Source organism: Nocardia sp. NPDC003963, from assembly GCF_053605105.1.
Genome location: NZ_JBSGIP010000009.1, coordinates 127,353 through 152,796, shown reverse-complemented (window position 1 = coordinate 152,796; position 25,444 = coordinate 127,353). Strand labels below are relative to the sequence as shown.

Annotated in this window: 22 protein-coding genes; 16 read left to right on the top strand and 6 right to left on the bottom strand. The window is 68.2% G+C overall.

The window, feature by feature from the left end; translation table 11 throughout:
• Positions 1 to 23 precede the first annotated feature (23 nt).
• The 4 genes from ACWEWT_RS18415 to ACWEWT_RS18400 form a co-directional block, all read right to left on the bottom strand.
• Complete coding sequence (locus ACWEWT_RS18415) at positions 24 to 626, bottom strand: Uma2 family endonuclease (RefSeq protein ID WP_452560376.1); 603 nt, start codon at positions 624 to 626, stop codon at positions 24 to 26.
• A 103-nt stretch (positions 627 to 729) separates the two neighbouring features.
• The gene (locus ACWEWT_RS18410; protein WP_452560374.1) at positions 730 to 1,737 is read right to left on the bottom strand and encodes a 3-isopropylmalate dehydrogenase; all 1,008 of its coding nucleotides are present in this window, start codon (positions 1,735 to 1,737) and stop codon (positions 730 to 732) included.
• Positions 1,738 to 1,941: 204 nt separating this feature from the next.
• Positions 1,942 to 3,540 carry a phosphoglycerate dehydrogenase gene (gene serA / locus ACWEWT_RS18405; RefSeq protein WP_452560373.1) on the bottom strand — a complete coding sequence of 533 codons (1,599 nt, stop codon included), beginning with the start codon at positions 3,538 to 3,540 and terminating at the stop codon, positions 1,942 to 1,944.
• Between the two features lie 373 nt (positions 3,541 to 3,913).
• Complete coding sequence (locus tag ACWEWT_RS18400) at positions 3,914 to 4,117, bottom strand: cold-shock protein (RefSeq protein ID WP_357235719.1); 204 nt, start codon at positions 4,115 to 4,117, stop codon at positions 3,914 to 3,916.
• A gap of 362 nt (positions 4,118 to 4,479) precedes the next feature.
• Here ACWEWT_RS18400 and ACWEWT_RS18395 point away from each other — a divergent pair, with 362 nt between their 5' ends.
• Together ACWEWT_RS18395 and ACWEWT_RS18390 are read left to right on the top strand one after the other, a co-directional pair.
• A complete protein-coding gene (locus ACWEWT_RS18395) occupies positions 4,480 to 4,809 on the top strand; it encodes a hypothetical protein (protein ID WP_452560370.1) in 330 nt (109 codons plus the stop codon).
• A 313-nt stretch (positions 4,810 to 5,122) separates the two neighbouring features.
• On the top strand, positions 5,123 to 5,494 hold the full coding sequence (locus ACWEWT_RS18390) for a helix-turn-helix domain-containing protein (RefSeq protein ID WP_452560369.1): 372 nt from the start codon (positions 5,123 to 5,125) through the stop codon (positions 5,492 to 5,494).
• 32 nt (positions 5,495 to 5,526) lie between these two features.
• Here ACWEWT_RS18390 and ACWEWT_RS18385 read toward each other — a convergent pair whose 3' ends face one another.
• A complete protein-coding gene (locus ACWEWT_RS18385; RefSeq protein ID WP_452560367.1) occupies positions 5,527 to 6,135 on the bottom strand; it encodes a ClpP family protease in 609 nt (202 codons plus the stop codon).
• Between the two features lie 52 nt (positions 6,136 to 6,187).
• Positions 6,188 to 6,793, bottom strand: a complete 606-nt coding sequence (locus ACWEWT_RS18380) for a ClpP family protease (protein WP_452560365.1) — start codon at positions 6,791 to 6,793, stop codon at positions 6,188 to 6,190.
• 269 nt (positions 6,794 to 7,062) lie between these two features.
• Here ACWEWT_RS18380 and urtA point away from each other — a divergent pair, with 269 nt between their 5' ends.
• The 14 genes from urtA (at position 7,063) to ACWEWT_RS18310 (ending at position 25,436) form a co-directional block, all read left to right on the top strand.
• On the top strand, positions 7,063 to 8,352 hold the full coding sequence (gene urtA / locus ACWEWT_RS18375; protein ID WP_452560363.1) for an urea ABC transporter substrate-binding protein: 1,290 nt from the start codon (positions 7,063 to 7,065) through the stop codon (positions 8,350 to 8,352).
• A gap of 6 nt (positions 8,353 to 8,358) precedes the next feature.
• Positions 8,359 to 9,246: an urea ABC transporter permease subunit UrtB gene (gene urtB / locus ACWEWT_RS18370; RefSeq protein ID WP_452560362.1), complete on the top strand. Its 888-nt coding sequence runs from the start codon at positions 8,359 to 8,361 to the stop codon at positions 9,244 to 9,246.
• A complete protein-coding gene (gene urtC / locus ACWEWT_RS18365) occupies positions 9,243 to 10,361 on the top strand; it encodes an urea ABC transporter permease subunit UrtC (protein WP_452560360.1) in 1,119 nt (372 codons plus the stop codon). The genes urtB and urtC overlap by 4 nt, the downstream gene beginning before the upstream one ends.
• Before the next feature lie 62 nt (positions 10,362 to 10,423).
• Positions 10,424 to 11,218 (top strand): urea ABC transporter ATP-binding protein UrtD, encoded by a 795-nt coding sequence (gene urtD / locus ACWEWT_RS18360; protein ID WP_452560458.1) that lies wholly within the window; start codon positions 10,424 to 10,426, stop codon positions 11,216 to 11,218.
• Between the two features lie 5 nt (positions 11,219 to 11,223).
• Positions 11,224 to 11,916 carry an urea ABC transporter ATP-binding subunit UrtE gene (gene urtE, locus ACWEWT_RS18355; RefSeq protein WP_452560456.1) on the top strand — a complete coding sequence of 231 codons (693 nt, stop codon included), beginning with the start codon at positions 11,224 to 11,226 and terminating at the stop codon, positions 11,914 to 11,916.
• A 10-nt stretch (positions 11,917 to 11,926) separates the two neighbouring features.
• On the top strand, positions 11,927 to 12,628 hold the full coding sequence (locus ACWEWT_RS18350; RefSeq protein ID WP_452560358.1) for a GntR family transcriptional regulator: 702 nt from the start codon (positions 11,927 to 11,929) through the stop codon (positions 12,626 to 12,628).
• 71 nt (positions 12,629 to 12,699) lie between these two features.
• Entirely contained in the window at positions 12,700 to 16,338 is a 3,639-nt protein-coding gene (gene uca / locus ACWEWT_RS18345; protein ID WP_452560454.1) for an urea carboxylase, read from the top strand.
• A gap of 2 nt (positions 16,339 to 16,340) precedes the next feature.
• Positions 16,341 to 18,077 carry an allophanate hydrolase gene (gene atzF / locus ACWEWT_RS18340; protein ID WP_452560452.1) on the top strand — a complete coding sequence of 579 codons (1,737 nt, stop codon included), beginning with the start codon at positions 16,341 to 16,343 and terminating at the stop codon, positions 18,075 to 18,077.
• Positions 18,078 to 18,891: 814 nt separating this feature from the next.
• Complete coding sequence (locus ACWEWT_RS18335; protein WP_452560356.1) at positions 18,892 to 20,145, top strand: cytochrome P450; 1,254 nt, start codon at positions 18,892 to 18,894, stop codon at positions 20,143 to 20,145.
• Positions 20,146 to 20,167: 22 nt separating this feature from the next.
• Positions 20,168 to 21,403, top strand: a complete 1,236-nt coding sequence (locus ACWEWT_RS18330; protein WP_452560355.1) for a cytochrome P450 family protein — start codon at positions 20,168 to 20,170, stop codon at positions 21,401 to 21,403.
• Between the two features lie 170 nt (positions 21,404 to 21,573).
• Positions 21,574 to 22,056 carry a hypothetical protein gene (locus ACWEWT_RS18325; protein ID WP_452560353.1) on the top strand — a complete coding sequence of 161 codons (483 nt, stop codon included), beginning with the start codon at positions 21,574 to 21,576 and terminating at the stop codon, positions 22,054 to 22,056.
• A gap of 139 nt (positions 22,057 to 22,195) precedes the next feature.
• A complete protein-coding gene (locus ACWEWT_RS18320) occupies positions 22,196 to 22,933 on the top strand; it encodes an ABC transporter ATP-binding protein (protein ID WP_452560351.1) in 738 nt (245 codons plus the stop codon).
• On the top strand, positions 22,930 to 23,721 hold the full coding sequence (locus ACWEWT_RS18315) for an ABC transporter permease (protein WP_452560350.1): 792 nt from the start codon (positions 22,930 to 22,932) through the stop codon (positions 23,719 to 23,721). Before ACWEWT_RS18320 ends, ACWEWT_RS18315 begins: the two co-directional genes overlap by 4 nt.
• Positions 23,722 to 23,903: 182 nt before the next feature.
• Positions 23,904 to 25,436, top strand: a complete 1,533-nt coding sequence (locus ACWEWT_RS18310; protein WP_452560349.1) for an AMP-binding protein — start codon at positions 23,904 to 23,906, stop codon at positions 25,434 to 25,436.
• Positions 25,437 to 25,444 lie beyond the last annotated feature (8 nt).

The following is a 25,444-nucleotide window of genomic DNA, read 5'->3' as shown; positions in this document are numbered from 1 at the left end:
GTCCGGACACCCGGATCCCGCCGTCAGATGTCGATCAGCACCGCGGGATCGAACTCCACCCGAATCGTCTTGTCCGCCTCGATCTCAGCGGTGAACTCTTGTCCCTCGGTGACCGTGGGCTCCCACCGATAGGTGGCACCGTCCAGTATTCCGCGATGGATCCGGACCTTCGGCTGATGTTCGACGATCCAATACTGCGGTATGCCCAGTTCCGCGTACTCGCGCACCTTCCGCACCCGGTCGGTGCGCTCGCTGCCGCTGCCCGGGGAAACCACCTCGACCACCAGCAGCAGGTCGATCCCCGGGAGCAACTTCGGGGACTCGTCGGCGATCACCGAACGCGCGACATCGTAGGGAACCAGGGCGATATCGGGTTTGCGCACACCGGCCGGAGTACTGACCTCCCATCCCCCACCACCGCACACGATCACCGCGGCGCCGTCGAGCATTCCTTCGATCCGGCGGGCCAGCGTTCGCGCAATCCAGTTGTGTCGAGCCCCCGCTGCCACCTCGACCAACCACCCGTCTTCGAGTTCGAAGCCCTTACCGTCCTCCGGCCGGTCGTACAGATCCAGCACCGTGTACGGACCGAAGCCGGCATCACTGGTGGCGTGCCACGCGGTCATGCTGCCTCCAAGTGCTCGGGCTGCCCATCGGGGACACTCCCAGGTCCCCGATGGTATCGGACACGCAGCCTGATTCCGCTCGCGGAATCACCGACCGCCGAGGTCAGAGCGCGGCGGCGATCCGATCGCCGATCTCGGTGGTCGAGGCGGTGCCGGTGCGGCCGGACAGGTCCTTGGCGACTGCGTCCTGGATACGGGCCGCGGCCGCGGATTCGCCCTTGTGCTCGAGCAGCAGCGAGACCGAGAGGATCGCGGCGGTCGGGTCGGCCTTGGACTGGCCGGCGATATCGGGGGCGCTGCCGTGTACCGGTTCGAACATGCTCGGGTTGGTACCGGTGGCGTCGATGTTCCCGCTGGCCGCCAGGCCGATACCGCCGCTCACGGCGGCGGCGAGGTCGGTGATGATATCGCCGAACAGGTTGTCGGTGACGATCACGTCGAAACGACCCGGGTCGTTGACCATATGGATGGTGGCGGCGTCGATGTGCTGGTAGGCCACCTCGACATCACCGAATTCCGCGCCGACCTCGTCGACCGTGCGCTGCCACAACGAACCGGCGAAGGCGAGCACGTTCGTCTTGTGCACCAGGGTGAGGTGTTTGCGGCGGGCCTGCGCCTTGGCGAAGGCGTACCGGACCACCCGTTCCACCCCGAACCGGGTGTTGGTGCTGACCTCGGTGGCCACCTCGTGCGGGGTATCGACCCGGATCGCGCCACCGGTACCGGTGTACGGGCCCTCGGTCCCCTCGCGCACCACCACGAAGTCGATATCCGGAGTCCCCGCCAGCGGGCTGCCGACGCCCGGGTACAACTTCGAGGGTCGCAGGTTCACATGATGGTCGAGCGCGAAGCGGGTACGGAGCAGCAGCCCGCGCTCCAGGACACCGCTGGGTACCGACGGGTCGCCGATCGCGCCCAGCAGGATCGCGTCGTGCTGCTTCAGTTCGGGCAGGACCGATTCGGGCAGGACCTCACCGGTGGCGTGATAGCGCTTGGCACCCAGGTCGTATTCGGTGCGCTCGACTCCGGGCAGCACCACATCGAGCACCTTGAGCGCCTCGGCGACGACTTCCGGGCCGATACCGTCACCGGGGATCACGGCGAGTTTCATGACATTCACGCTTTCTACGAACGACGAGGCCGCGAACGGAGCGGGACGCGGCGGCGGGGCCGGGTACGCCTCGTCGCCGTTGTGTGTCCGGTCGCGGCGGCGTTGTCCGGGTACCGGGCGCCCCGGGCGGTGAGGCCCGGGGCGCTGCGGTGCCCGTCGGCGCGCGCTACCCACCGGCCCGGACGGTAGCGCGCACGGGTTACATCAGAAGAGGTCGACCAGGGCGACCTTGGCGGCACCCACCGCGGCAGCGATATCGGAACGCACCGCTTCGGGCACCTCTTTATTGACCCGCAGCACGACAGTGGCGCCTTCCTTGTTGGCGTCCTGTGTGAGCTGCGCGGCGAGGATATCGATCTCGGCGGCGCCCAGCGCGGTGCCGACCTTCCCCAGCGCGCCCGGCCGGTCCTCGTAGTTGAGGACGGCCAGGTTGATGCCTTCGGCGCGCATATCGTAATTGCGGCCGTTGATGTTGACGATCTTCTCGACCTGCTGCGGTTCGGTCAGCGTGCCCGCGACGTTGAGGGTGCGACCGTCGCCGAACACCGCGCGCAGATCCACCAGGCTGCGGTGACTGGGGCTCTCGGTCGCGGTGGTCACCTCGGCGCTGATCCCACGGGCCTCGGCCAGGGCCGGCGCGTTGACGAAGGTGACCTGGTCGTCGACGTGCGCGGAGAACACACCGCGCAGCGCGGCGAGTTGCAGCACCTCGACCTCGGAGGCGGCCAGTTCACCACGCACCTGCACCTCGAGGCTCACCGGCAGTTCGTCGGCGAGCGCACCGAGCAGGGCGCCCTGTTTGCGCACCAGGTCCAGCCAGGGGGCGACCTCTTCGCCGACGGTGCCGCCGGTGACGTTGACCGCGCCCGGGACGAATTCGCCGGCCAGCGCCAGCAGTACCGATTTGGCCACATCGGTACCCGCCCGGTCCTGGGCCTCGCTGGTGGAGGCGCCCAGGTGCGGGGTCACCACGACCTGGGGCAGTTCGAACAGCGGGCTGTCGGTGCAGGGCTCGGTCTCGTAGACGTCGATACCCGCGGCCCGCACATGGCCGGAGGTGATCGCCTCGGCGAGGGCGGCCTCGTCCACCAGGCCGCCGCGCGCGGCGTTGACGATGATGACGCCCTTCTTGGTCTTGGCGAACGCGTCCTTGCCGAGCAGGCCCTTGGTCTCGGGGGTCTTCGGCAGGTGGATGGAGATGAGGTCGGCCTGCTCCAGCACCTCGTCGAGGGTGAGCAGTTCGATGCCGAGCTGCGCGGCACGAGCCGGGGAGACGTAGGGGTCGTAGGCGATGATCTTGGTCTCGAAGGCGGCCAGGCGCGCCGCGAACAGCTGCCCGATCCGGCCGAGTCCGATCACGCCGACGGTTTTGCCGAAGATCTCCACACCGTTGAAGCTGCTGCGCTTCCAGGTGTGCTCGCGCAGGGTGGCATCGGCGGCCGGGATCTGGCGGGCCGCGCTCAGCAGCAGGCTGACGGCGTGCTCGGCGGCGGTGTGGATATTGGAGGTGGGCGCGTTGACGACCATCACACCGCGTTCGGTGGCGGCGGGGACATCGACGTTGTCCAGGCCGACCCCGGCCCGGGCGACGATCTGCAGGTTCTTGCCGGCCTCGAGGACCTCGGCATCGACGGTGGTCGCGGAGCGGACGAGCAGCGCATCGGCCTCCGGCACCGCGGCCAGCAGTGCGGGCCGATCCGGGCCGTCGACCCAGCGGACCTCGACACCGTCACCGAGCGCATCGACGGTCGACTGGGCGAGCTTGTCGGCGATCAGAACTACAGGACGGCCTGCTTGGCTCACAGTGGGGTACTCCTGGATGTGGGGACGGCCAGTTGACGGGCCCAAGCTTAGTTCGGCCCGATCCGGCCATGTCCCGCCCCCTGCCGTCACTCCCTGCCGACCTGCGCGGACCCGGCGGATTGCGTGTGCGGAATCACGCATGAAGTATCACTCGCCCAGGTCGGAGCACCGACAGGATACTCGGCGACCGCGGCGGCGTTCGTCGCGCCGACCCGGCATCCGAGGTGAAGCCGCCGCGGCGAACTGCGGGTCGTGCCCGCCGAGCGGAGGCGCCATGGGCACAGGCGGTACCGCCCCCGCGGCACGGGGCCCGAAACGACGCGCGGCCCCGCACCCTCTACGGGTGCGGGGCCGCGCTACATCGTCACATCACTCAGATGGAGCGAACATCCTGAGCCTGCGGACCCTTCTGGCCCTGCCCGATCTCGAACTCCACCCGCTGGCCCTCTTCGAGGGTCCGGAAACCACTGCCGGAGACCGCGGAGTAATGCACGAAGACGTCAGGTCCGCCCCCGTCTTGCGCGATGAAGCCGAAGCCCTTCTCGCTGTTGAACCACTTCACACTGCCTTGAGCCATGATACTTACTTCATACTTTCTGTTGCGAGCCAGACGGATCACGGTCGACCCACCTGATCTCTCTGACAACGATGCCACGTTCCGGAAAGTTCCTCCACCTCGTAAACCCCCCACTGTGAGGGAGAACGCGGCTTCCGGCGGGCGGATATGACACCCCCTCGCGAGCGATCCATCTCACGGATGATCGCGCTCGCCCCGCTCGTCGCGGGCCCCGGGAAATCCCGTAGTACCCGGGGATGATTCTTCAACCGAATTCGCGGAAGGTCTGTGACATTCGCGACCGGTGCGCAAGGGTGGATACCTATCGCTTTCCGGCGGGTCGTCGCGGCTGCGCCGGAAAGCACAGTACGAGAGGATTCGAAGTGTTGCGCACGAACCGAGTACTCGCGATGCGCCGGGCCGCCGCCCGGATCGCCGTCGCGGGTGCCATCACCCTGCTGCCGCTGGCCGCGGTCGCCGCGCCCGCGGTGGCCGATCCGGCGGCCCCGGCCCCCGGCTACACCCAGGTCGACCGGGATCGGCACGGCGATCGCGATCGCGGCTGGGACCGCGGCCGCGATCGCGACGACCACTGGGACCGCGGCTGGGACCGCGGCGACCACCGGGACCGCGGCTGGGACCGGGACCGCGGCTGGCAGGATCCGGCCAAATGGGCCCGCCACCTGCTGCGCGGTCTCTTCGGCAGCAGCTGACCGAGCGCGGGCCCGCGGTGACGCGGGCTCGCCCCGGCCGGCAGATCGGCAAGGCGCGACCAGGGGCGCGAACGCACCTCGGTCGTGGTGCGCACGGCGACGGTCCGTTCCGAGATGTGGGACCGTTATGCGTGCCGGAGAAGCGAACGAGCCGGCCCCTCCGGGCGGCAGCGGGGCGCGTCGATAATCTTCCGCCGGTCAATGCTGTTGTACGCGAATCGATTACGGTGCCGCGCTCCGGGAATCCCTACACGGTTGTACGCCCGTAGCGTAATCCGCCCGTATCAGCGGACCTCCGTTCTAGGCTCGGTCCATGACCGAGCCCCGCAGACTCCAGGCGATCCCCGGTGGGCGCGCCGAGCGGCCGTCCCGGCAGCCGGCGGATCCGCCCGAACCACTGTGGCGCGAGATCCTCGGCGGACAGCTACGCACGCTGCGTACCGAGCGCAGCGAAACGCTCGCGGAAACCGCTGAGCGCGCGGGTATTTCGCCGCAGTATCTATCCGAGGTCGAACGGGGCCGCAAAGAACCCTCGAGCGAGATGATCGCCGCGCTGGCGGGTGCCCTCGGCACTTCCCTCGGCGCACTCACCGGACAGGTGGCCGACGAGCTCCGGGCCCGGCGGCGGCCGACGGCGGCACGGCGGCCGGGTGCGGCCCCCACCGCACTGCTCCGCGCCGCCTGACCGGGGCCCACAGTTCGCTACCGTCCGGCCGGTCACCGCCGGGCGGGGACCGGACTCCGCGGCGCCAGCACCGAATCGGCCAGCCCGTAGTCGACGGCGGCTGCCGCGGTGAACACCCGGTCGCGGTCGGTGTCGTGGCGCAACTGTTCCGGAGTGCGCCCGGTGTGCCGGGAGAGGATGGTTTCGATCTCGGCCCGCATCCGCACGAGTTCATCGGCCTGGAGGATGAGATCGGGGATGGCGCCCTGCCCGCGCGCCGCGGGCTGGTGCAGCACCACCCGGGCATGTGGAAGCATCGCCCGGTGCCCGGGGGCACCACCGGCCAGCAGGACCGCGCCGACCGCGATCGCCTGTCCCACACAGGTCGTATGCACCGGGGCACCGATGTGCTGGATCGTGTCGTAGACGGCGAGCATCGACGACAGGTCCCCGCCCTCGCAGTTGATATAGAAGTCGATCTCCTGGCCCGGGCCCTCCGATTCGAGGTGCAGCAGCTGCGCGATAAGGGCGTTCGCCACCCCGGAATCGATGGGTGTGCCGAGGTAGACGATCCGTTCGGCGAGCAGATGCGAATAGATATCGGTGATCCGCTCACCGCGCGGATGCTGGGCGATCACATTGGGAATCGTGTAGGTACTCATACTGCCTCCTCCGGGCGCGATCGGGCCGGGCCCTCCGTGGTCACGCGCCCGCTCATGCCGAGATCCCGACCCTCTGGCGCTGCGGGACGATCTGCTCGAAATCGCCGACGATATGGTCGATGAAGCCGTACTCCCGGGCCTGGGTCGCGCTGAACCAGCGATCGTGCAGGGAATCGTCGTACACCCGGTCGTAAGGTTGTCCGGTATCGGCGGAGATCAGGCCGAGCACCGTTTCCACCGTGTAGCGCAGATCGTCGGCCTGGACCTCGACATCCACCGTGGACCCGCCGATACCGGCCGAACCCTGGTGCATCAGGATCCGGGCGTGCGGTAGCGCGAAACGTCTTCCCGGTTCGCCGGAGGAGAGCAGGAACTGGCCCGCACTACAGGCCAGCCCGAGCGCGAGCGTCGCCACCGGGCTCGGTATCAGCCGCATGACATCGCGGATGGCCAGCATCGCCGGGACCGAACCGCCGGGCGAGTGGATCCACAGCGAGATACCGGCCTCACCGTCCTCGGCCGCGAGCGTGAGCAGCTGGGTGGCCAGCAGGGTGCCGTTGTCGTCGTCGAGCGGACCGTCGAGGACCAGGATGCGCCGGGACAGCAGCTGTTCCCGGGAACGCCAGCCGAACAGCGGGGATTTGTCGTCGTGAGCCATGGTCACCACGCTGCCGGACCGCGCGGACGAACGGGAGGGCACGCTGCTGTGAGCGGATCTGCTCTCAGCAGCGGCGGCCGGCACCGTCGGCCGATCGATACTCGAGCTTCACGCTGGGATACGTGGCCGAAACACAGCCTCCCTACCGTAATTCCTCGTATACGTCGCTGTATACAACGCCGAATACGAGCAAGTCAGCGGGCTGACCTTTCCTGAGTGGAGGCCGAACGGTCATGAATGCGTCCAGAACCGAAGAATCCGGAAAACCCATGACAGTCACGGCATCACGCCACACACCCAACCGCCGCGAGCGCCGCCGGGCCCGCACGCTCCGCGCTCTCCCGGCCGCCCTGTGCGCGACCGCGCTGCTGGTCACCGCCTGCGGTAGCTCCGCCTCGGATCAGGCCGGCGCGAGCACCGCCTCCTGCGTCGATACCGCCGGTCCCGCGATCAAGGTCGGTTCGCTCAACTCGCTGTCGGGCACCATGGCGATCTCCGAGGTCACCGTCCGGGATTCGATCGAGCTCGCCGTCGACGAGATCAACGCCGCGGGTGGCGTGCTGGGCAAGCAGATCCAGCTGGTCGGTGAGGACGGCGCCTCCGAGCCCACGGTCTTCGCGGAGAAAGCGGAGAAGCTGATCAGCAGCGACTGTGTGGCCGCCGTTTTCGGTGGCTGGACCTCGTCGAGCCGCAAGGCCATGCTGCCGGTCTTCGAGGACCGCAACGCCCTGCTCTACTACCCGGTCCAGTACGAGGGCCTGGAATCGTCGGAGAACATCTTCTACACCGGCGCCACCACCAACCAGCAGATCGTGCCCGCCCTCGACTATCTCAAGGGTCGCGGCGTGAAATCGCTCTACCTGGTGGGTAGCGACTACGTCTTCCCGCAGACCGCCAACCGCATCATCAAGGCCTACGCCGAGGCGAACGGGATCGAGATCAAGGGCGAGGACTACACCCCGCTCGGCTCCACCGATTTCTCCACCATCGTCAACAAGGTGCGCGCGGCCGATGCCGACGCGGTGTTCAACACCCTCAACGGCGATTCCAATGTCGCCTTCTTCCGCGAGTACAAGAACGTCGGCCTGACCGCGAAGGATATGCCGGTGGTCTCGGTCTCCATCGCCGAGGAGGAAGTCGGTGGTATCGGCGTACAGAACATCGCCGGTCAGCTGACCGCGTGGAACTACTACCAGACCGTGGACAACCCGCAGAACAGCGCGTTCGTCGAGGCGTACAAGGCGAAGTTCGGCGCGAACAAGCCGACCTCCGATCCCATGGAAGCCGCCTACGTCTCGGTCTACCTGTGGAAGAACAGTGTCGAGAAGGCACAGTCGTTCGCGGTCCCGGATGTGCAGAAGGCCGCGGGTGGGGTCACCTTCGAAGGCCCCGAGGGTCTGGTGACCATCGACGGCGAGAACAACCACATCACCAAAACCGCCCGTATCGGTGAGATCCGGCCCGACGGCCTGATCTACAGCGTGTGGGATTCCGGTCAGCCCGTGGAACCGGACCCGTACCTGGCCGGTTACCCGTGGGCCGAGGGACTCGGGGGCTGACGCACCGTGGAAGCAGTCATCGGCCAGCTGTTCACCGGTCTGAGTCTGGGATCGATCCTGTTGCTCGCCGCCCTGGGCCTGTCGCTGACCTTCGGTCAGATGGGGGTCATCAACATGGCCCACGGCGCGTTCATCATGGCGGGGTCCTATACGGCCTACACGGTGCAGGAATATCTGGTCTCCAACGCCGAGGTCTCCCTGATCGTCTCGCTGCTCATCGGTTTCCTGGTCGGTGGCCTCATGGGTGTCGCCCTGGAGGTGACGCTGATCAAACGCATGTACGACCGGCCGCTGGACACCCTGCTGGTGACCTTCGGAGTCGGCCTGATCCTGCAGCAGGCGGCGCGCGATATCTTCGGCGCGCCCGCCGTCCGGGTGGTGACCCCGGAATGGCTCGGCGGCGGGGTGGAGATCCTCGGGGCCGTGGTCCCCAAGACCCGGATCTTCATCATGGTGCTCGCGGTACTGTGCGTGACCGCCGTCGCGGTCACCATGAAGTACACCGCGATGGGCCGGCGTATCCGGGCCGTGGTGCAGCATCGTGATCTGGCGGAGACCAGCGGAATATCCAGTCGCGGTACCGATATCACCACATTCTTCATCGGTTCCGGGCTGGCCGGGGTCGCCGGGGTGGCGCTGACGCTGATCGGCTCCACCAGTTCCAATACCGGCGCCACCTATCTGGTGGACGCGTTCCTGGTGGTGGTCATCGGCGGTCTCGGGCAGATCCGGGGCGCGGTGCTCGCGGCGATCGCGCTGGGGTTGCTGAACTCGTTCATCGAATACAACACCACCGCCTCGGTGGCGAAGGTGATCGTATTCGTCGTCATCGTGATATTCCTGCAGGTCCGCCCGCAGGGACTGTTCATCATTCGGTCGAGGAGTCTGGTATGAGGGGATTCTTGACGACCCGCTGGAAAGCCTATTCGGGTTTCGCGATCGCCGCCGTGCTGCTGTTCGCGGTGGCGCCCGCGGTGCTCTCGGATTTCCGGCTCAACCTGCTGGGCAAGTTCCTGTGCTTCGGCATCGTGGCGGTCGGTATCGGGTTGGCCTGGGGCCGGGGCGGCATGCTCACCCTGGGGCAGGGCGTGTTCTTCGGGCTCGGCGCCTACATCATGGCCATGCATCTGAAGATCTCCGACGCGCAGCTCCGCGGTGACGCCGTCCCGGATTTCATGCAGATCGCGGGTATCCGTGAACTGCCCGGGTACTGGGCACCGTTCGGCTCCCCGGTGGTCACCGTCCTGGGCATCCTGATCGTGCCGCCGCTGGTGGCGGTACTGCTCGGGCTCGGTGTGTTCAAACGCAAGGTCAAGGGCGCCTATTTCGCGATCCTGTCGCAGGCGCTGGCGGCGGCGTTCGCGATCCTGCTGGTGGGTCAGCAGTCCACCGGCGGCAGTAACGGGCTCAACCGTTTCCGCAGTTTCTTCGGGCTCGCCCTGAACGACCCGGTCAACCGGCGGCTGCTGTTCTTCATCGCGGCGGGCACCCTGCTGGTGATCGTCGCGCTGACCCGGCAGCTGATGTACAGCCGGTACGGCGAACTGCTGGTCGCGGTGCGCGATCAGGAGGAGCGGGTGCGTTTCCTCGGCTACGACCCGGCCAATGTGAAGGTCGTCGCCTATGCGGTGGCGGCATTGTTCGCCGGTATCGCCGGGGCGCTGTTCGTCCCGATCGTCGGCATCATCTCTCCCGCCGATATCGGGATCGTGCCCTCCATCGCGTTCCTGACCGGTGTCGCCATCGGTGGCCGGACCACACTGCTCGGCCCGGTGCTGGGCGCGATCGCGGTGGCCTGGGCGCAGACCAGCCTGTCGGAGAATTTCCCCTCGGGCTGGGTCTACGCGCAGGGCATCCTCTTCATCGTCGTGGTCGGTTTCTTCCCCGCGGGCCTCGCGGGTCTGGTCACGCTGGTACGGCGACGCAGAGGTGCGAAGGAGAAAGATTCGGCACCGCCCGGTCCGGCACCGGAACCCGCAGCCGCTACCCCGGTAGGAGTGTCCCCGTGACCGAGCAACTGAGGAGCGCGACCGCGGCGAGCGGCGCACCGGTCGCCGGCGGTAATGCCGGAATGCACAGCGACTATCTGGAGGTCCGCGGGCTCAGCGTCGAATTCGACGGGTTCAAAGCCGTCTCCGATGTGGATCTGACCCTGTTCCAGGGTGATCTGCGGTTCCTCATCGGTCCCAACGGCGCCGGGAAGACCACCATGATCGACGCGATCACCGGGCTGGTTCCGGCGACCGGATCGGTGCAGAAATCCGGGGTCGAACTCCTCGGCAAGAAGGTGCACCAGATCGCCCGGCTGGGAGTGGGCCGTACCTTCCAGACCGCGAGCGTGTTCGAGGAACTGTCGGTACTGCAGAACCTCGATATCGCCGCGGGCGCGGGTCGCTCGATCCTGACCATGCTGCGCCGCCGGCCGGCCGAGGTCGCCGAATCGATCGAACAGGCCCTGGAGACCATCGGCCTCACCGCACTGCGCGATAAACCCGCCGGCACCCTGGCGCACGGCCAGAAGCAATGGCTGGAAATCGGAATGCTGCTCGTCCAGGACGCGTCGGTGCTGCTGCTGGACGAACCGGTCGCCGGGATGAGCCAGGAGGAACGCGAGGAGACCGGAAACCTGCTGCGCCGTATCGGCGGTGAACGCACCGTCGTGGTGGTCGAACACGATATGGACTTCATGCGCAGTTTCGCCACCTCCGTGACGGTGCTGGCCCGCGGCGCGGTACTGGCCGAGGGATCGGTGGCCGAGGTGCAGGCGGATCCGGCGGTACAGGAGGCCTACCTGGGCACCGCGGCGGTCGCCGAAGGACACGACCACGCGGCGGCCCCACCCACGCTCGATCGAAACGAAGGGTGACCGCGATGCTCGAACTCATCGATGTCCACGCCGGTTACGGTCGCACCGAGGTCGTGCACGGCGCCGGGATCGAAGTACCCGCCGACGGCGTGGCCGCGATCATGGGCCACAACGGTGCCGGTAAGACCACCCTGCTGCGCGCCGCGGTAGGGCTGGTGCGCGCCAACCGTGGCCGGATCCTTTTCGACGGCGCCGATATCACCTCGCTACGACCGAGTGCCCGGGTGAAACGCGGATTAGCCTATGTCCCACAGGGGCAGCAGTGCTTCGGCCATCTCACCACCGCCGAGAACCTGCGCGTGGTGGCCGACGGGCGCAAACGCGGCGCGGCGCTGATCGACGAACAGCTGGATCTGTTTCCCGCGCTGAAGGATCTGCTCGACCGTCGCGCCGGGTTGCTCTCCGGCGGACAGCGTCAGCAACTGGCGATCGCCCGGGCATTGATCACCGAACCGCGCATGCTGATCCTCGACGAACCCACCGAGGGTATCCAGCCGTCGGTGGTGGCCGAGATCGAGAACACCGTCACCGAACTGGTGGGGCGTGGCGGGCTCGGGGTGCTGCTGGTGGAGCAGCACATCGGTTTCGCCCTGCGGGCCGCGAGCCGGTACTACGTCCTGGAGAGCGGCCGGGTCACGTCTACCGGGGCGGGCGGGGCCGGCGCTGTCGAGACCGTCCGCGCCGCCATGACTCTCTAGGCTGCGCGTCGTGAACGAACCACGGAGCAAACGCGAATCACGCAGCGACACTGTGTACAAGGCGCTGCGCGACGAACTCATGGCCGGTGCGCTGGCGCCCGAGGAGCGGCTCGGCGAAGAACGGCTGGCCGAACGCTACGGTGTCTCGCGCACCCCGGTGCGCGAGGCGCTGGCCCGGCTGCAGGCCGACGGCCTGGTCGAACGCCACGACGCCGGCCTGTTCCCCTACCGCCCACGCCTGGACACCCTGAGCGACTACTACGAGCTGCGGATCACCTTGGAAGTCCAGGGCATCGCCCGCGTCCTCGAGGATCCGGAACTGGGTCACGACCGTGCCGTGCTCGGACCCGAGATCGACCGCTGGCGCGCGTTCCGTACCGCGCCACCGGATCCGGATGCCGGTTTCGTCGACGCCGACGAACAGTTCCATACCGTCCTGCTCGATTCCTGCGGCAACCATGCCCTCACCGATGCCCTGCGCACCGTCAACGCCCGGATCCGCCCGGTGCGGATGTTCGACTATCTGACCCCCGACCGCATGCTCGCGACCATCGAGGAGCACATCGCCATCGGCGAGGCCGTCCTGGACCGCGATCTCACCGGCGCCCGTGCGCAACTGCTCGCCCATATCGACCAATCCCGCCGCGTGGTGGCCGATCGCGCCGGTCAGGTACTCCAGCTGACCCGGATGGCCCGCGCGACCAAGACCTGAATTCCCCGGCTGCTCCGGTAGCCGCACTGTCCACGCCGAGAGGATCGACCGTGACCGAGACCGCCCCGCAGTTGTATACGCCACTGCATACACCGTTGCCCGAATGTCTGTTGATCGCCAACCGCGGTGAGATCGCCTGCCGCATCCTGCGCACCGCGCGGCGGCTGGGGATCGAAACGGTCGCGGTGTTCTCCGACGCCGACGAGGGGTCACAGCATGTGCGAATGGCCGATCGCGCGATCCGGCTCGGTCCCGCCCCGGCCGCCGAGTCGTATCTGCGGGCGGACGCGGTGATCGAAGCGGCCCTGTCCACCGGCGCGACTGCCGTCCATCCCGGGTACGGATTCCTCTCCGAGAATGCCGATTTCGCCGCCGAGGTCGAGGCCGCCGGGATCGCGTTCGTGGGTCCGGCCGCCGGACATCTACGGCTCTTCGGTGACAAGCACAGCGCCCGCGAGGCCGCCGCGGCGGCGGGTGTTCCGCTGGTGGCCGGGAGTGGTCTGCTCACCGGTCTCGACGAGGCCCGCGCCGAGGCCGAGCGTATCGGGTATCCGGTGATGCTCAAGGCGGCCGGGGGCGGCGGTGGTATCGGGATGGCCGCGTGCGCGAACGCCACCGAACTCACCGAGGCCTACCAGCGGGTGATCCGGCTGGCGCAGAACAATTTCGGATCCTCGGCGGTGTACCTGGAGCGGTTCGTCGCCCGCGCCCGCCATGTGGAGGTGCAGATCTTCGGCGACGGTCGCGGGCGCGCCGTATCGCTGGGCACCCGCGACTGCAGTCTGCAGCGACGCAACCAGAAGGTCATCGAGGAGGCTCCCGCCCCCGGTCTCCCCTACACCGTGAGCCGGCAGCTACTCGAATCGAGCCGGAAACTGCTCGGCGATGTCGGTTATCGTTCGGCCGGCACGGTCGAGTTCATCTACGACGTCGACCGCGGTGAGGCATCGTTCCTGGAGGTGAACACCCGGCTCCAGGTGGAACACCCGGTCACCGAGGCCGTCACCGGCGTGGACCTGGTGGAGTGGATGCTGCGTCTGGCGGGCGGGGATTCCGCCTTCCTCGATACGATCCCCGATACCGGCCCGCCGATCTCCGGCCACGCCGTGGAGGCCCGCGTCTACGCCGAGGATCCCGGTAACGACTACCGTCCCGGCGCGGGCACCCTCACCGGGGTGGAGATTCCCGGCGCGACCGCGCGGGTGGAGACCTGGGTCGAAACCGGTACCGAGATCAGCCCCTATTACGACCCGCTGATCGCCAAGATCATCACCTCCGGCGAGAGCCGCCCCGAAGCCCTGCACCGGCTGCGCGCGGCACTCGACGAAACGCGCATGTTCGGTATCACCACCAACCTGCCCCAGCTGCGCGCCGCCGCCACCAGTTCCCCCATGCTCGATGCCCGGCACACCACCGCGACTCTCGGCAGCCTGGCCACCATCCGCCCCCGCCTGGAGATCCTGCGCGCCGGCGTCTCCACCACCATCCAGGACTTCCCGGGCCGGCTCGGGCTGTGGAATGTCGGTATCCCGCCGTCGGGCGCGTTCGACGATCTGTCCTTCCAGCTCGCCAATCACGCCGTCGGGAACTCGCTCGGGGAGAACGGGCTCGAGGCCACCCTGCTGGGCCCGCGGATCCGCGTCACCGATACCACCGTCGTCTGCGTCACCGGCGCCGAAGCGCTCGTCACCGTGGACGACCGGCCGGTCCCGATGTGGGAACCGGTCACCGTCCCCGCCGGTTCGGTCCTCGATATCGGCGCGCCCCACGACACCGGTCTGCGCACCTACCTCGCGGTACGCGGCGGGATCCTCGCCCCCGACTATCACGGCAGCGCGGCCACTTTCACGCTCGGCGGGTTCGGCGGCATCACCGGCCGTGCCGTCGCGGCGGGCGATATCCTCGGCATCAAACCCGATGCGGGCGGTCTGCTCGAGCCCGCGCCGGTCCCGGCCGGCGAACGACCCGAATTCGGCCACACCTGGTACGTCGGTGTCGGCGAGGGGCCCCAGCCCGCGCCCGATTACTTCACCCCCGCGGATATCGCCCAGTTCTACGACGCCACCTGGCAGGTCCAGGCTCATGCCAACCGCACCGGTCTGCGCCTGGCCGGACCCAAACCGACCTGGTCGCGTACCGACGGCGGCGACGCCGGACTGCACCCCTCCAACCTGCACGACTGCCCCTACAGCGTCGGTGCGCTCAATCTGTCCGGCGATACCCCGATCCTGCTGGGTCCCGACGGTCCCAGCCTGGGCGGCTTCGCCTGCCCGCTCACCGTGATCTCGGCACACCGCTGGAAACTCGGCCAGATGCGCCCCGGCGACCAGGTCCGTTTCGTTCCGGTCGCCGACGAGCGAACCGCCGCGTTCCGCGCCTCACCCGCCCTGCGCGGCCGCGGCCGGCCCACTCCCGAACTCCTCGGGTCCCGGGAAACGGACAACGGAGTGCTGGGCCGGCGCGACGCCGCGGCGGGCACCCCGGAGGTCAGGTATCTGCGCGGCGGCGACGACAACGTGATGATCGAATACGGTCCGATGGAGCTCGATCTGGGTCTGCGGATGCGGGTCCACGCCCTGAGCGAACGCCTCGAACAGGCCGCCATCCCGGGGCTGATCGATATCACCCCCGGCGTGCGCTCCCTGCATCTGCACTTCGACCCCGATGTCATCGATCAGCGCACCGTGGTCCGGCTGCTCGGCGAACTCGAGGACGATATCCCCGATACCGCCGATCTGCGGGTGCCCAGCCGCCTCATCGAACTGCCGCTGTCCTTCGACGATCCCACCATCGCGGCGGCCATCGAACGTTACGGTCGCGGTGTCCGCGCCGAAGCCCCCTGGCTGCCGTCCAATATCGAGTTCATCCGCCGCGTCAACGGTCTGGACAGTATCGACGAGGTGCGCGATATCGTCTTCGACGCCCAGTACATGGTGCTCGGTCTCGGCGACGTCTACCTCGGCGCGCCCCTGGCCGTCCCGCTCGACCCCCGGCACCGGCTGGCGACCACCAAGTACAACCCGGCCCGCACCTGGACCCCCTCCGACGCGGTGGGTATCGGCGGTAAATACCTCTGCGTCTACGGGATGGAATCCCCCGGCGGCTATCAGCTGGTGGGCCGCACGGTCCCGATCTGGTCGGGTTACCGGCAGCGGACACCGTTCGAATCCGGTAAACCGTGGTTGTTCCGGTTCTTCGACCGGATCAGCTGGTATCCGGTCGAGGCCGGCGAACTGCTCGATCTGCGCGCCGACATGGCGGCGGGCCGGTACGAGATGCGCACGAGTATAGGCGAATTCGCGATGGCCGACCATCTCACGTTCTTACAGGAGAACGCCGCCGATATCGCCGCCGTCGACGAGCACCGGCAGGCCGCGTTCACGGCCGAACGGCAGCGGTGGGAGGTCGCGGGCGAATTCGACTCCGACGCGGATTTCGCCGCCGAGCCCGAATCCGCCCCGGATCTCGACCTGCCCGCGGACGCCCATATCGTCGCGGCGCCGATGATGGCCAATGTCTGGCGCGTCGAGGTCGCCGAGGGCGAGCGTGTCGAGGCCGGTACCACCCTGCTCGTGCTGGAGGCGATGAAAATGGAGCTGCCGGTGGTCGCGGAAGTCGCGGGCACCGTCCACACGATCACCGTCGCGGCAGGCGACCAAGTCACCACCGGCGCACCTCTGGTCGCCGTCGACACCGAAGGAGCGGCATGACCATGGAGCAACTACCGCTAGTGGAACCGGCGGCCGAGACGCCGGGCACCCCTACCGAGAAAGTGGAGCGCGCCTATCGGGCCATCCGTGAACACGACCGGCCCGAGATCTGGATCGCGCTGCGTGCCGAAGCCGAGGTCCGGGCCGAGGCCGCCGCACTCGAATCGCGGCTCGCGGCGGGTGAGCAGTTACCGCTCGCGGGGTTGCTGATCGCCGTCAAGGACAATATCGACGTCGCCGGTATCCCGACCACCTGTGCCTGCCCCGGCTTCGACCGAATCCCGGAGCGCACTGCGCCCGCGGTGGCCCGCCTGATCGAACGCGGTGCGCTGGTACTCGGGAAGACCAATCTCGACCAGTTCGCCACCGGCCTCGTCGGTACCCGTAGCCCGTACGGCGCGGTCCGCAATGCCCTGTTCCCCGACCGGGTCTCCGGCGGCAGCAGTTCCGGTTCGGCCGTCGCCGTCGCGCTCGGCATGGTCGACGCGGCACTGGGTACCGATACCGCGGGATCCGGCCGCGTCCCGGCCGCGCTCAACGGCATCGTGGGAATCAAACCGACCCTCGGACTGGTCCCCACCACCGGCGTGGTCCCCGCCTGCCCCGATTACGACGCGGTCACCGTCTTCGCCCGCGACCTCACCCTCGCCACCACCGTGACCGCGGCCATGATCGGCCCCGACCCGGCCGACGCCCGCTCCCGGCCGTGGCCCGCGGACACCCCGCTGGGCGCCCCGGCCCGGGCGACCCTCGCGATACCCGCCGATCACAACCTCACCGCCCTCGCTCCCGCCTATCGAGCCGCCTTCGACGCCACGGTCGCGCGCTGGAAGGCGAGCGGCGGCGAAGTGGCGACGGTGGATATCGGCGAACTGCTCGAGGCCGCCGTACTCCTCTACGACGGCGCCATCGTCGCGCAGCGTTACGCCGCGATGGGCGAATTCCTCAGCGGCGCACCCGTTGGCGCCGACCCGGTGGTCGCGAAGATCGTCGCCGGTGCGGCCCGCCCGGCGGCCCACGAGTACGTCACCGATCTCGGCCGCCTCGCCCGGGCGGCGGCCGCCGCCCGCCGCCTGTTCGACGAATACCCGGCCCTGCTGCTCCCCACCACGACCGAACATCCCACCATCGCGGCGGTCACCGCCGAACCGGTGGCGATCAACAGCCGAATGGGCACCTTCACCAATTTCTGCAACCTGCTGGATCTGGCGGCCGTGGCGGTACCGGGCACCGAGACCGCGGCGGGTGATCCGTTCGGTGTCATGCTGGTGACCCCCGCGTTCGCCGACCAGGTCGGTATCGATCTGGCCGCCCGGCTACTGGACACCCCCGCACCGCTGCTCACCGATACCGGCACCGACCTCCTGGTCGTCGGCGCCCATCTGCGCGGCCTCCCGCTGCACCACCAATTGGAGCAGGCGGAGGCCCGGTTCCTCGGTGAGGTCACGACTTCGGCGGCGTACCGTATGGTCGCGCTGCCCGCCACTCCACCGAAACCGGGCATGCTCCGCGTGGGCGCGGGTTCCGGGAGTTCGCTGCCCGGCGAACTGTACCGGCTCTCCCCGGCCGCTCTCGGCACCTTCCTCAGCAATCTGCCGGCCCCGATGACGCTCGGCAAGGTCGAATTGGATTCCGGGCAGTGGGTCACCGGTTTCGCCTGCGATTACGAATCCGCCGGTACCGCCACCGACATCACCGGATACGGCGGGTGGCGTAACTATTTGAAGACCGGTCGGTGATACCGCTCCGGTCCTGAAGACCCGCCGTGCGGCCTGTCCAACCGCGCGGCGCGTCACCCGGCCGCTCCCGATGAGGGTTGCAGGGCAGCCTGCGAAGCAGGAGCGGCCGGGTGGCCTTCGGCGGCGTCGTCCGTCCCCCGGCGAGCCCCCGGACGAACACGCCACCGCGACGATTCGAAACAGGAACCGGTCATCTCCCCACCGGGTCCGATGACCTGCGGCGCCGCACTCGCCGCACGTAATCCACAGCGCTGACCTACAATTCACGCCGTAAGTCACCTGACGAAGCGGGAGGGATTCGTTGTGCCGGGTCGTGCCGTGCCACCGTCTTCGCCCGGTCCGGCCGCTTCCCGGATTCCCGTTCTCGGCGGCCGCGCCGGCGTTCTCGACGAGCGCGCCTCCATCGTCCGATATCCCGATTCCCGAGCGGCGAACGCTCGCCGGCGCGCCGATTGCGCCCATCGGGTGATACCGGCCCCGCCGGCGCTCCGGAACGTACCGACTGCCCCGCGTCCGATGCGCCGCGCCCGGACGGTCGCCGCGCTCCGGCGAACTCCGCCGTCCCGGCCGGGCCGCCCCCGATTATCGACGGCCGGCGACCCCGCCACCGCGCGGCGCCCCGGCCCGATCTCCGCGTGACAGGCGGCTCGTCGCCGACGAACCGCCCGCACCCGGCCAGCCCGGTAATCGTTCCGCTCGGGGACCACGAATGACCGTATCCCGTTCGACCGCGGCTTTTTTCGTGCTGTCGTCGTGCAGGGCGTGCACCGGGCCGAACGACCGAACCATCGATCCGCTTTGGAGTACGTGACCAATGACGACGCCGTCCACGCATCCGGCCCTGCAGGGGTCGCCGCTCGCCGCCGGTGGGGAGCGGGTGCCGCTGTACACACCCGAGTTCGCCGCCGATCCCGCCGGTGCGTATCGGGAGATGCGCCGCCGGTTCGGGCCGCTGGTCCCGGTGGATCTCGCGCCGGGGGTTCCGGCGACACTCGTCGTCGGTTATCGCCACGCCCTGCAGATCCTGCACGACCCCGACCATTTCCCGGCCGACCCCAGGCGCTGGCAGGAAACGGTGTCGCCGGATTGCCCGCTGCTACCGATGATGGAGTACCGGCCCAATGCCCTGCGCTCGGCCGGTGACGAGCATGCGCGCCTGCGCCCACCCATCGTCGCCGGCCTCGAATCGGTGGATCTGCATCAGCTGCGCGCCACCATCGAACGCCTGGCCATCCCGTTGATCAACGATTTCTGCACGGCCGGGTCGGCGGATCTGCGCACGCAGTACGCCTTTCCGCTCACCTTTGCCACGCTGACCGAACTGATGGGCCTGTCACCGGAGACCGGGCATACCGCCTTCGAGGGGATGGCGGCGATCCTGGACGCCACCTCCGCGGAGAGCGCCGCCGAGGGCAATATGCAGTTCGCCGGAGCCCTGATGGAGGTGGTCGGGCAGAAACGCGCTTGTCCGGCCCACGACGTCACGTCCCGGATGATGCAGCACGAATCCCGGCTCGACGATATGGAGATGGTGCAGCAGGCGGCCCTGGTGTACGCGGCCGGTACCGAACCGACCACCTCGTTGATCACCACCACCCTGCGCCTGATGCTCATCGACGACCGGTTCGGCAGTCATATGCTCGGTGGTTCGCTGGCGACCCGCGACGCCATCGACGAGGTGCTGTTCGCCGACCCCCCGCTGCCGAACTTCTGCACGTCCTATCCACGCCAGCCGATTCTCGTCGGCAGTACCTGGTTGCCCGCCGATCAGCCGGTGGTGATCAGCATCGCCGCCTGTAACACCGATCCGAAGATCGGTGGCGGCGAACGTATCGGCAACCGCTCCCATCTCGCCTGGGGCCAGGGCACGCATGCCTGTATGGCCGAGGGTATCGCTCGCATCATCGCGGGCGAGGCGGTCGATCAGCTGCTCGACGCCCTGCCGGAGATCGAACTCGCGATCCCCGCCGATCAGCTCGCCTGGCGCCCCGGTCTGTTCCACCGCGCGCTCAGCGCGCTGCCCGTCCGATTCCCGCCGTCCGCGCCGTTGACCCCGATGCGCCCGTGACCCCGATGACAGGAGCAATCCGATGACCCAGGAACAGTCGCAGACCGAACCGCTCGTACTCGACCCGGCCGGCGCGGATTTCCACACCGAGATCCACCGCATCCGCGCGCGCGGTCCGCTCGCCGTGATCGAACTGCCCGGCGGCGTGCGCGCGTGGTCGGTGGTCGACGCCGAACTGCTGGAGAAACTGTTCACCGATCCCCGTGTCTCCAAGGACGCGAACCGGCACTGGCCCGCCATGCACACCGGGGAGATCCCGCAGGACTGGGTGATGTGGCCGTGGGTCGCCGTATCGAATCTGCTCACCGCCTACGGCGACGACCATCGGCGGTTGCGGAAACTGGTGGCCCCCGCGTTCACCCATCGCCGCACCCAGGCGCTGCGCCCCCGGATCGAGGCGATCACCGCCGAGTTGCTCGACGATATCGCCACGACCCCGGCCGATCGGTCCGTCGACCTGCGGGATCGTTTCGCCTGTGCTCTGCCGATCCGGGTGATCGGCGAATTGATGGGCGTGCCGGGCGAATTGTCCGCCGCGCTGCGCACCTATGCCGGCGGCACCCTCGACACCACCCTCACGCCCGAGCAGGCCCAGGCCAATTTCGCCGGCCTCTACACCACCCTGCACGAGCTCCTGGCCTACAAACGCCGTAATCCCGGCGACGATCTGACCACCGTCCTGATGACCACGCACGACGAGGACGGGTCGAAACTCAGCGAGCAGGAACTGGGCGACACTCTGCTGCTCATCATCGTCGCCGGCCACGAGACCACCGCCAACCTCCTCGATCACGCGGTGTACGCCCTGCTCGCGCATCCGGAACACCGCACCGCCGCGCTCACCGGGCAACTCGATTGGCCCGACATCATCGAGGAGACCCTGCGCTGGGAACCCCCGATCGCCCATATGCCGATGCGCTTCGCCCTGGAGGACATAGATCTGCCCGGTGGCCACCGCATCCCCGCGGGTGAGGCGATCCTGGCCGGACTCGCCGGCGCGGGCCGTGACCCCCGGGTCCACCCTCGGCAGCCCGATATCTTCGACCCTTCCCGGCCGGCCAAGGACCATATGGCGTTCGGTCACGGCGTGCACCACTGCCTCGGCGCCCCCCTGGCCCGGCTCGAGGCCACGGTGGCCCTGCCCGCCCTCTTCGGCAGGTTCCCGGAGATGCGATTGGCCGCCGAGGATCCCGCCGCCCTCCGCAACGTCCCCAGTCTGGTCACCAACGGCCACCGCACCCTGCCTGTCGTGTTGTGAGCCCCGATCCGGCACTTAGGATTGACTAACCTAAATTTCGTCGCTAGCGTTTCGCATTACCCGAGTGGGTTCCGCCCTGTGCGCACCCACCGGGCCGCGCCGGCGAACGAGGTACGCGATACCCGCCGCCCGGCGTATCGGTTCGCAGGTTGGTCTTAGAAGGGGCCGTCATGTCCAGATTCATCAGAATCGCCGCTGTCTGTATTCTCACCGCGCTCATGGGATTCGGGCTCACGCAGCCGGCGTCGGCCGATTTCTCCATCCGGGCCTCCCAGGCATCGGATCTCTATGTACGCGACGACGTGCCGACTCTGGATCAGATCGAAAGGCAGTTCGCCGCGTTCTGGAACCCGAATATCGGCATGGATCCCAAAATCGAGGTGACCTACAACGGCCCGTCGGCCCGCCCGGCCCTCGAGCGGATCATGGAAACCAGCAAGACCATGGATTTCTTCTCCATCCAGGGCCGCGCGATCGCCCCCGTCGATGTCTCCGGTAACACCATGACGGTCACCGTGCACGGCGTGATGGCCGGATTCCCCGCGCAGAGCACCCTGTACCACTACATCCGCGACGGCGGCCTCTGGAAGTTCGATTGGAAAGCCACCTGCCAGGAAATGGAATGCCAGGGTAATCCCTCCTTCGGCTACTGATCCCGGACACTCCGCGGGAGCGGCCCCCGAAACCATTCGATACGGGGCGCCGCTCCACTCGGAATGGCCAGCGCATTTCCGAAAAGACCTCCAGGACTTCGATTCCCGGCAATACCGGCACCGTCACCCAGGAATACACATGATCAGCGTTCGCGGCGTCTCCAAACGCTTCGGGGCGAAACTCGCCGTCGACGACGTCACCTTCGAGGCCGAAAAGGGCTCGATAACCTATCTCCTCGGGCCCAACGGTGCCGGGAAGACCACGGTGATGCGCATGATCGCCGGCCTGGCCCGAACCACTTCCGGCACCATCACGGTGAACGGCAGCGGACTCCGCGAATTCCGGAACACGATCAGCGAAATCGGTTTCAGTCTGGGCACTTTCGCCCGCAACCCGAGCCATACCGCAGAACAGCATCTGCGGTGGCAGGCCCGGCTGGGCGGTCTGCCCGCATCGAAGGTCGCCCCCGTACTCGACCGGGTCGGACTCGACCGGGTGGCGAAACGCCCGGTCGGCAGATTCTCCTACGGCATGCTGCAACGCCTCGGCATCGCGTCCGCCCTGCTCGGCGATCCCACCACCCTGGTGCTCGACGAACCGGCCAACGGCCTGGATATCGAAGGCATCATCTGGCTGCGTGAACTCCTCCTCGGCCTGGCCGCCGAAGGCACCTGCCTCCTGGTGGCCTCGCACAACCTCACCGAGGTCGAGATCACCGGCACCCGTGTGGTGATCATGGGCAAGGGCCGGGTCCTGTCCGATACGAGCAAGGACGAACTGGTGGCGGCCGGATCCGGACCGCGCCCGCTGGAATCGGCGTATGTCGAGATCACCGCGAACAGTGTCGAATACACCGCGGCCGGAGGTGCGAAATGATGATCGCCACCCACCTCGTCCGCGCCGTCCGCAGCGAGATCGCCAAACTCTCCTGGCGCAGCCCGGTCTGGTACGCCGTCGTCCCCCTGGCGATCATCATCCCGATCGGCCTCAACTTCGGGATCGCGAAAGCCACCGAAGCGAACAAACTCAACGGCGCCGGCGGTATGGATACGAACAACGCCGCCTACTGGATCCTCGTCTTCTCCGCCTTCATCCTCATGGCGGGCGGGGTGTCGTCGCTGTGCGCGGAATTCAAGGACAACACGATCGAAACGGTCTTCGGCATCCAGACCAGGCGCTGGCTCCTGCCAGTCGCCAAACTGGTCGTCTTCGGCGTGATCGCGGCCGTCGCCGCCTTCGTGGTCACCTTCCTGACCCTGTGGGCGTTCCCGCGGCTGTTCCCGGAGATCTGGGGCCGGGTCGAGGCGTTCTCGGGCGACGGCATCGCGCTGCTCATCGGGGTCCCGCTCTACACCCTGCTGATCACGGCGCTCGGCCTGGGAGTAGCGGCGCTGGTCCCGAAGCCGGGGCTGGTGGTCATGATCGTGCTGCTGTGGAAATTCGGGATCGAGGTATTCGTGACCTTCGTCCCCGGCGACCTGGGTGTCACGCTGCAGCAGCTGTCCCCGTTCAAGAACGGTGAGCTGGGAGTCGGGCAGCTGGCGACGATCGAGAGCATGTTCGGAGGACAGAACGGCTCGCTGGTCTACTTCGCGGCGGTCTGCGTGGCGATCTTCGCCATCGGCACTGTCCGGCTGTCGTTCACCGATACAAAAGGCCACTAGCGCGTCGGCGGGCCGTTACCCGGCCACGCACGCCTGGGACAAGCGATCCAGGACCCGGGCACCGGCGGTGATCAGGCTTCCGCCGAAGCGGTATGGGGCCCCTCCACCACGTGCGGGCTCCCCCGAGCGGCGGCGTGGAAGGACCCCGGCGCTGCGCGGATCGCTGTGGGAGACTGGGGCGCATGCCCGATCAGCCGGTCCCCACCGTCACCTGCGGTTCGCGGACCCGCTCGCAGCCCGAAGCGCACGAACGCGCGGGCCGCCTCGCATCGGCACTGGTGGACACCGGTATCGGCCGCGGCGATCGAGTGGCGGTGATGGCCCGCAACGATATCGAGTTCCTGGAAGCCGCGCTCGCGATCGCCGCCGCCGGCGCGAATCCGGTACCGGTCAATACACGCTGGCGGGCACCGGAAGTCGCGCACGTCCTGTCCGACAGCGCGGCACGAATCGTGCTGGCGCACACCGAGTTCGTCCCCACCATCGAGGCCGCTCGAGTACAGGCGGATCTCGACGTCTCGATCGTGGAGATCACCATGCCGAACGAGTTGCTCACCGAGGCGGGACTCGATCCGGTACTCGCCCGCCCCACCGGCCGGCATCGGGTACTCGACCAGTGGATCGACGAGTACCCGGAGCCACTCGGCTACCTCGAGGGCGCGATCGCCGACAGTATGGGCCTGATCTACACCTCCGGCACCACCGGAGCACCGAAAGGTGTGCTCCGGGAGCGGATGACACCGCAGCAGCTCCTGTCGATCGCCGGCGGCACCGCACAGCGGATGGGCCTGCTGCCGGGCGGCCGGATGCTGGTCGCCGGGCCGCTCTATCACACCTCGCCGAATGCCCTCGCCACCCTCGCCCTCCGGATGGGCACCGATATCACCCTGATGCCGCGCTGGGATTCCGAACGGTTCCTCCAACTCGTCGACGAACGGAAGATCCAGCAGGCCAAGGTCGTACCCACCATGCTGTCGCGGCTGCTGTCCCTACCCGCCGAGGTACGCGCCCGCTACGACGTGTCCGGCCTGACCCATCTGATCCATTCGGCGGCCCCGTGCCCACCGGCGGTGAAACGCGAGGCGATCGCCTGGTTCGGCGAAGCCCTCCGGGAGTTCTACGGCTGCACCGAAGCAGGCACGGTGACCTGGATCAGCGCACCGGAATGGCTGGAACGCCCCGGCAGCGTCGGCCGCGGAGCCGACGGCGCCGCCGTGCTGATCGCCGACGAACACGGCACACCACTGCCCGCGGGTGAGTCCGGGCGCGTATACGTACGCGGCGCCGACTATTGGCCCCGTTTCACCTATCTCCACCGCGGAGATCCGGACACACCCGTCCCCGGCATGCTGTGGGCCGGCGATCTCGGGCACGTCGACGAAGACGGCTACCTGTACCTGACCGGCCGGGACAGCGAGGTGATCATCCGCGGCGGAGTGAACATCTACCCGACCGAGATCGAGAACGCCGTCATGGCCCTCGACGGCATCGAAGATGCCGCTGTCCTGGGTGTCCCCGACCCCGGCGACCTGGGTGATTCGGTGACCGCCTATGTCGTCGCCCGCCCGGGGTACCGGCTGGACGCACCGGAGATCCGCGAGCAGTTGCGGGACCGATTGGCCGACTACAAGATCCCCGCGACGGTGCACGTGGTCGATCAGCTACCGCGCGACGATTCGGGCAAGATCTACAAACGGCAGCTCCGCGATTCCTGAACGGCGAC

Coding starts and splice junctions, on each gene's coding strand:
- ACWEWT_RS18415 (WP_452560376.1), bottom strand. CDS start 626: ATGACCGCGTGGCACGCCACCAGTGATGCCGGCTTCGGTCCGTACACG.
- ACWEWT_RS18410 (WP_452560374.1), bottom strand. CDS start 1,737: ATGAAACTCGCCGTGATCCCCGGTGACGGTATCGGCCCGGAAGTCGTC.
- ACWEWT_RS18400 (WP_357235719.1), bottom strand. CDS start 4,117: ATGGCTCAAGGCAGTGTGAAGTGGTTCAACAGCGAGAAGGGCTTCGGC.
- ACWEWT_RS18390 (WP_452560369.1), top strand. CDS start 5,123: ATGACCGAGCCCCGCAGACTCCAGGCGATCCCCGGTGGGCGCGCCGAG.
- ACWEWT_RS18385 (WP_452560367.1), bottom strand. CDS start 6,135: ATGAGTACCTACACGATTCCCAATGTGATCGCCCAGCATCCGCGCGGT.
- ACWEWT_RS18380 (WP_452560365.1), bottom strand. CDS start 6,793: ATGGCTCACGACGACAAATCCCCGCTGTTCGGCTGGCGTTCCCGGGAA.
- urtA (WP_452560363.1), top strand. CDS start 7,063: ATGACAGTCACGGCATCACGCCACACACCCAACCGCCGCGAGCGCCGC.
- urtC (WP_452560360.1), top strand. CDS start 9,243: ATGAGGGGATTCTTGACGACCCGCTGGAAAGCCTATTCGGGTTTCGCG.
- urtD (WP_452560458.1), top strand. CDS start 10,424: ATGCACAGCGACTATCTGGAGGTCCGCGGGCTCAGCGTCGAATTCGAC.
- urtE (WP_452560456.1), top strand. CDS start 11,224: ATGCTCGAACTCATCGATGTCCACGCCGGTTACGGTCGCACCGAGGTC.
- atzF (WP_452560452.1), top strand. CDS start 16,341: ATGGAGCAACTACCGCTAGTGGAACCGGCGGCCGAGACGCCGGGCACC.
- ACWEWT_RS18335 (WP_452560356.1), top strand. CDS start 18,892: ATGACGACGCCGTCCACGCATCCGGCCCTGCAGGGGTCGCCGCTCGCC.
- ACWEWT_RS18330 (WP_452560355.1), top strand. CDS start 20,168: ATGACCCAGGAACAGTCGCAGACCGAACCGCTCGTACTCGACCCGGCC.
- ACWEWT_RS18325 (WP_452560353.1), top strand. CDS start 21,574: ATGTCCAGATTCATCAGAATCGCCGCTGTCTGTATTCTCACCGCGCTC.
- ACWEWT_RS18320 (WP_452560351.1), top strand. CDS start 22,196: ATGATCAGCGTTCGCGGCGTCTCCAAACGCTTCGGGGCGAAACTCGCC.
- ACWEWT_RS18315 (WP_452560350.1), top strand. CDS start 22,930: ATGATGATCGCCACCCACCTCGTCCGCGCCGTCCGCAGCGAGATCGCC.
- ACWEWT_RS18310 (WP_452560349.1), top strand. CDS start 23,904: ATGCCCGATCAGCCGGTCCCCACCGTCACCTGCGGTTCGCGGACCCGC.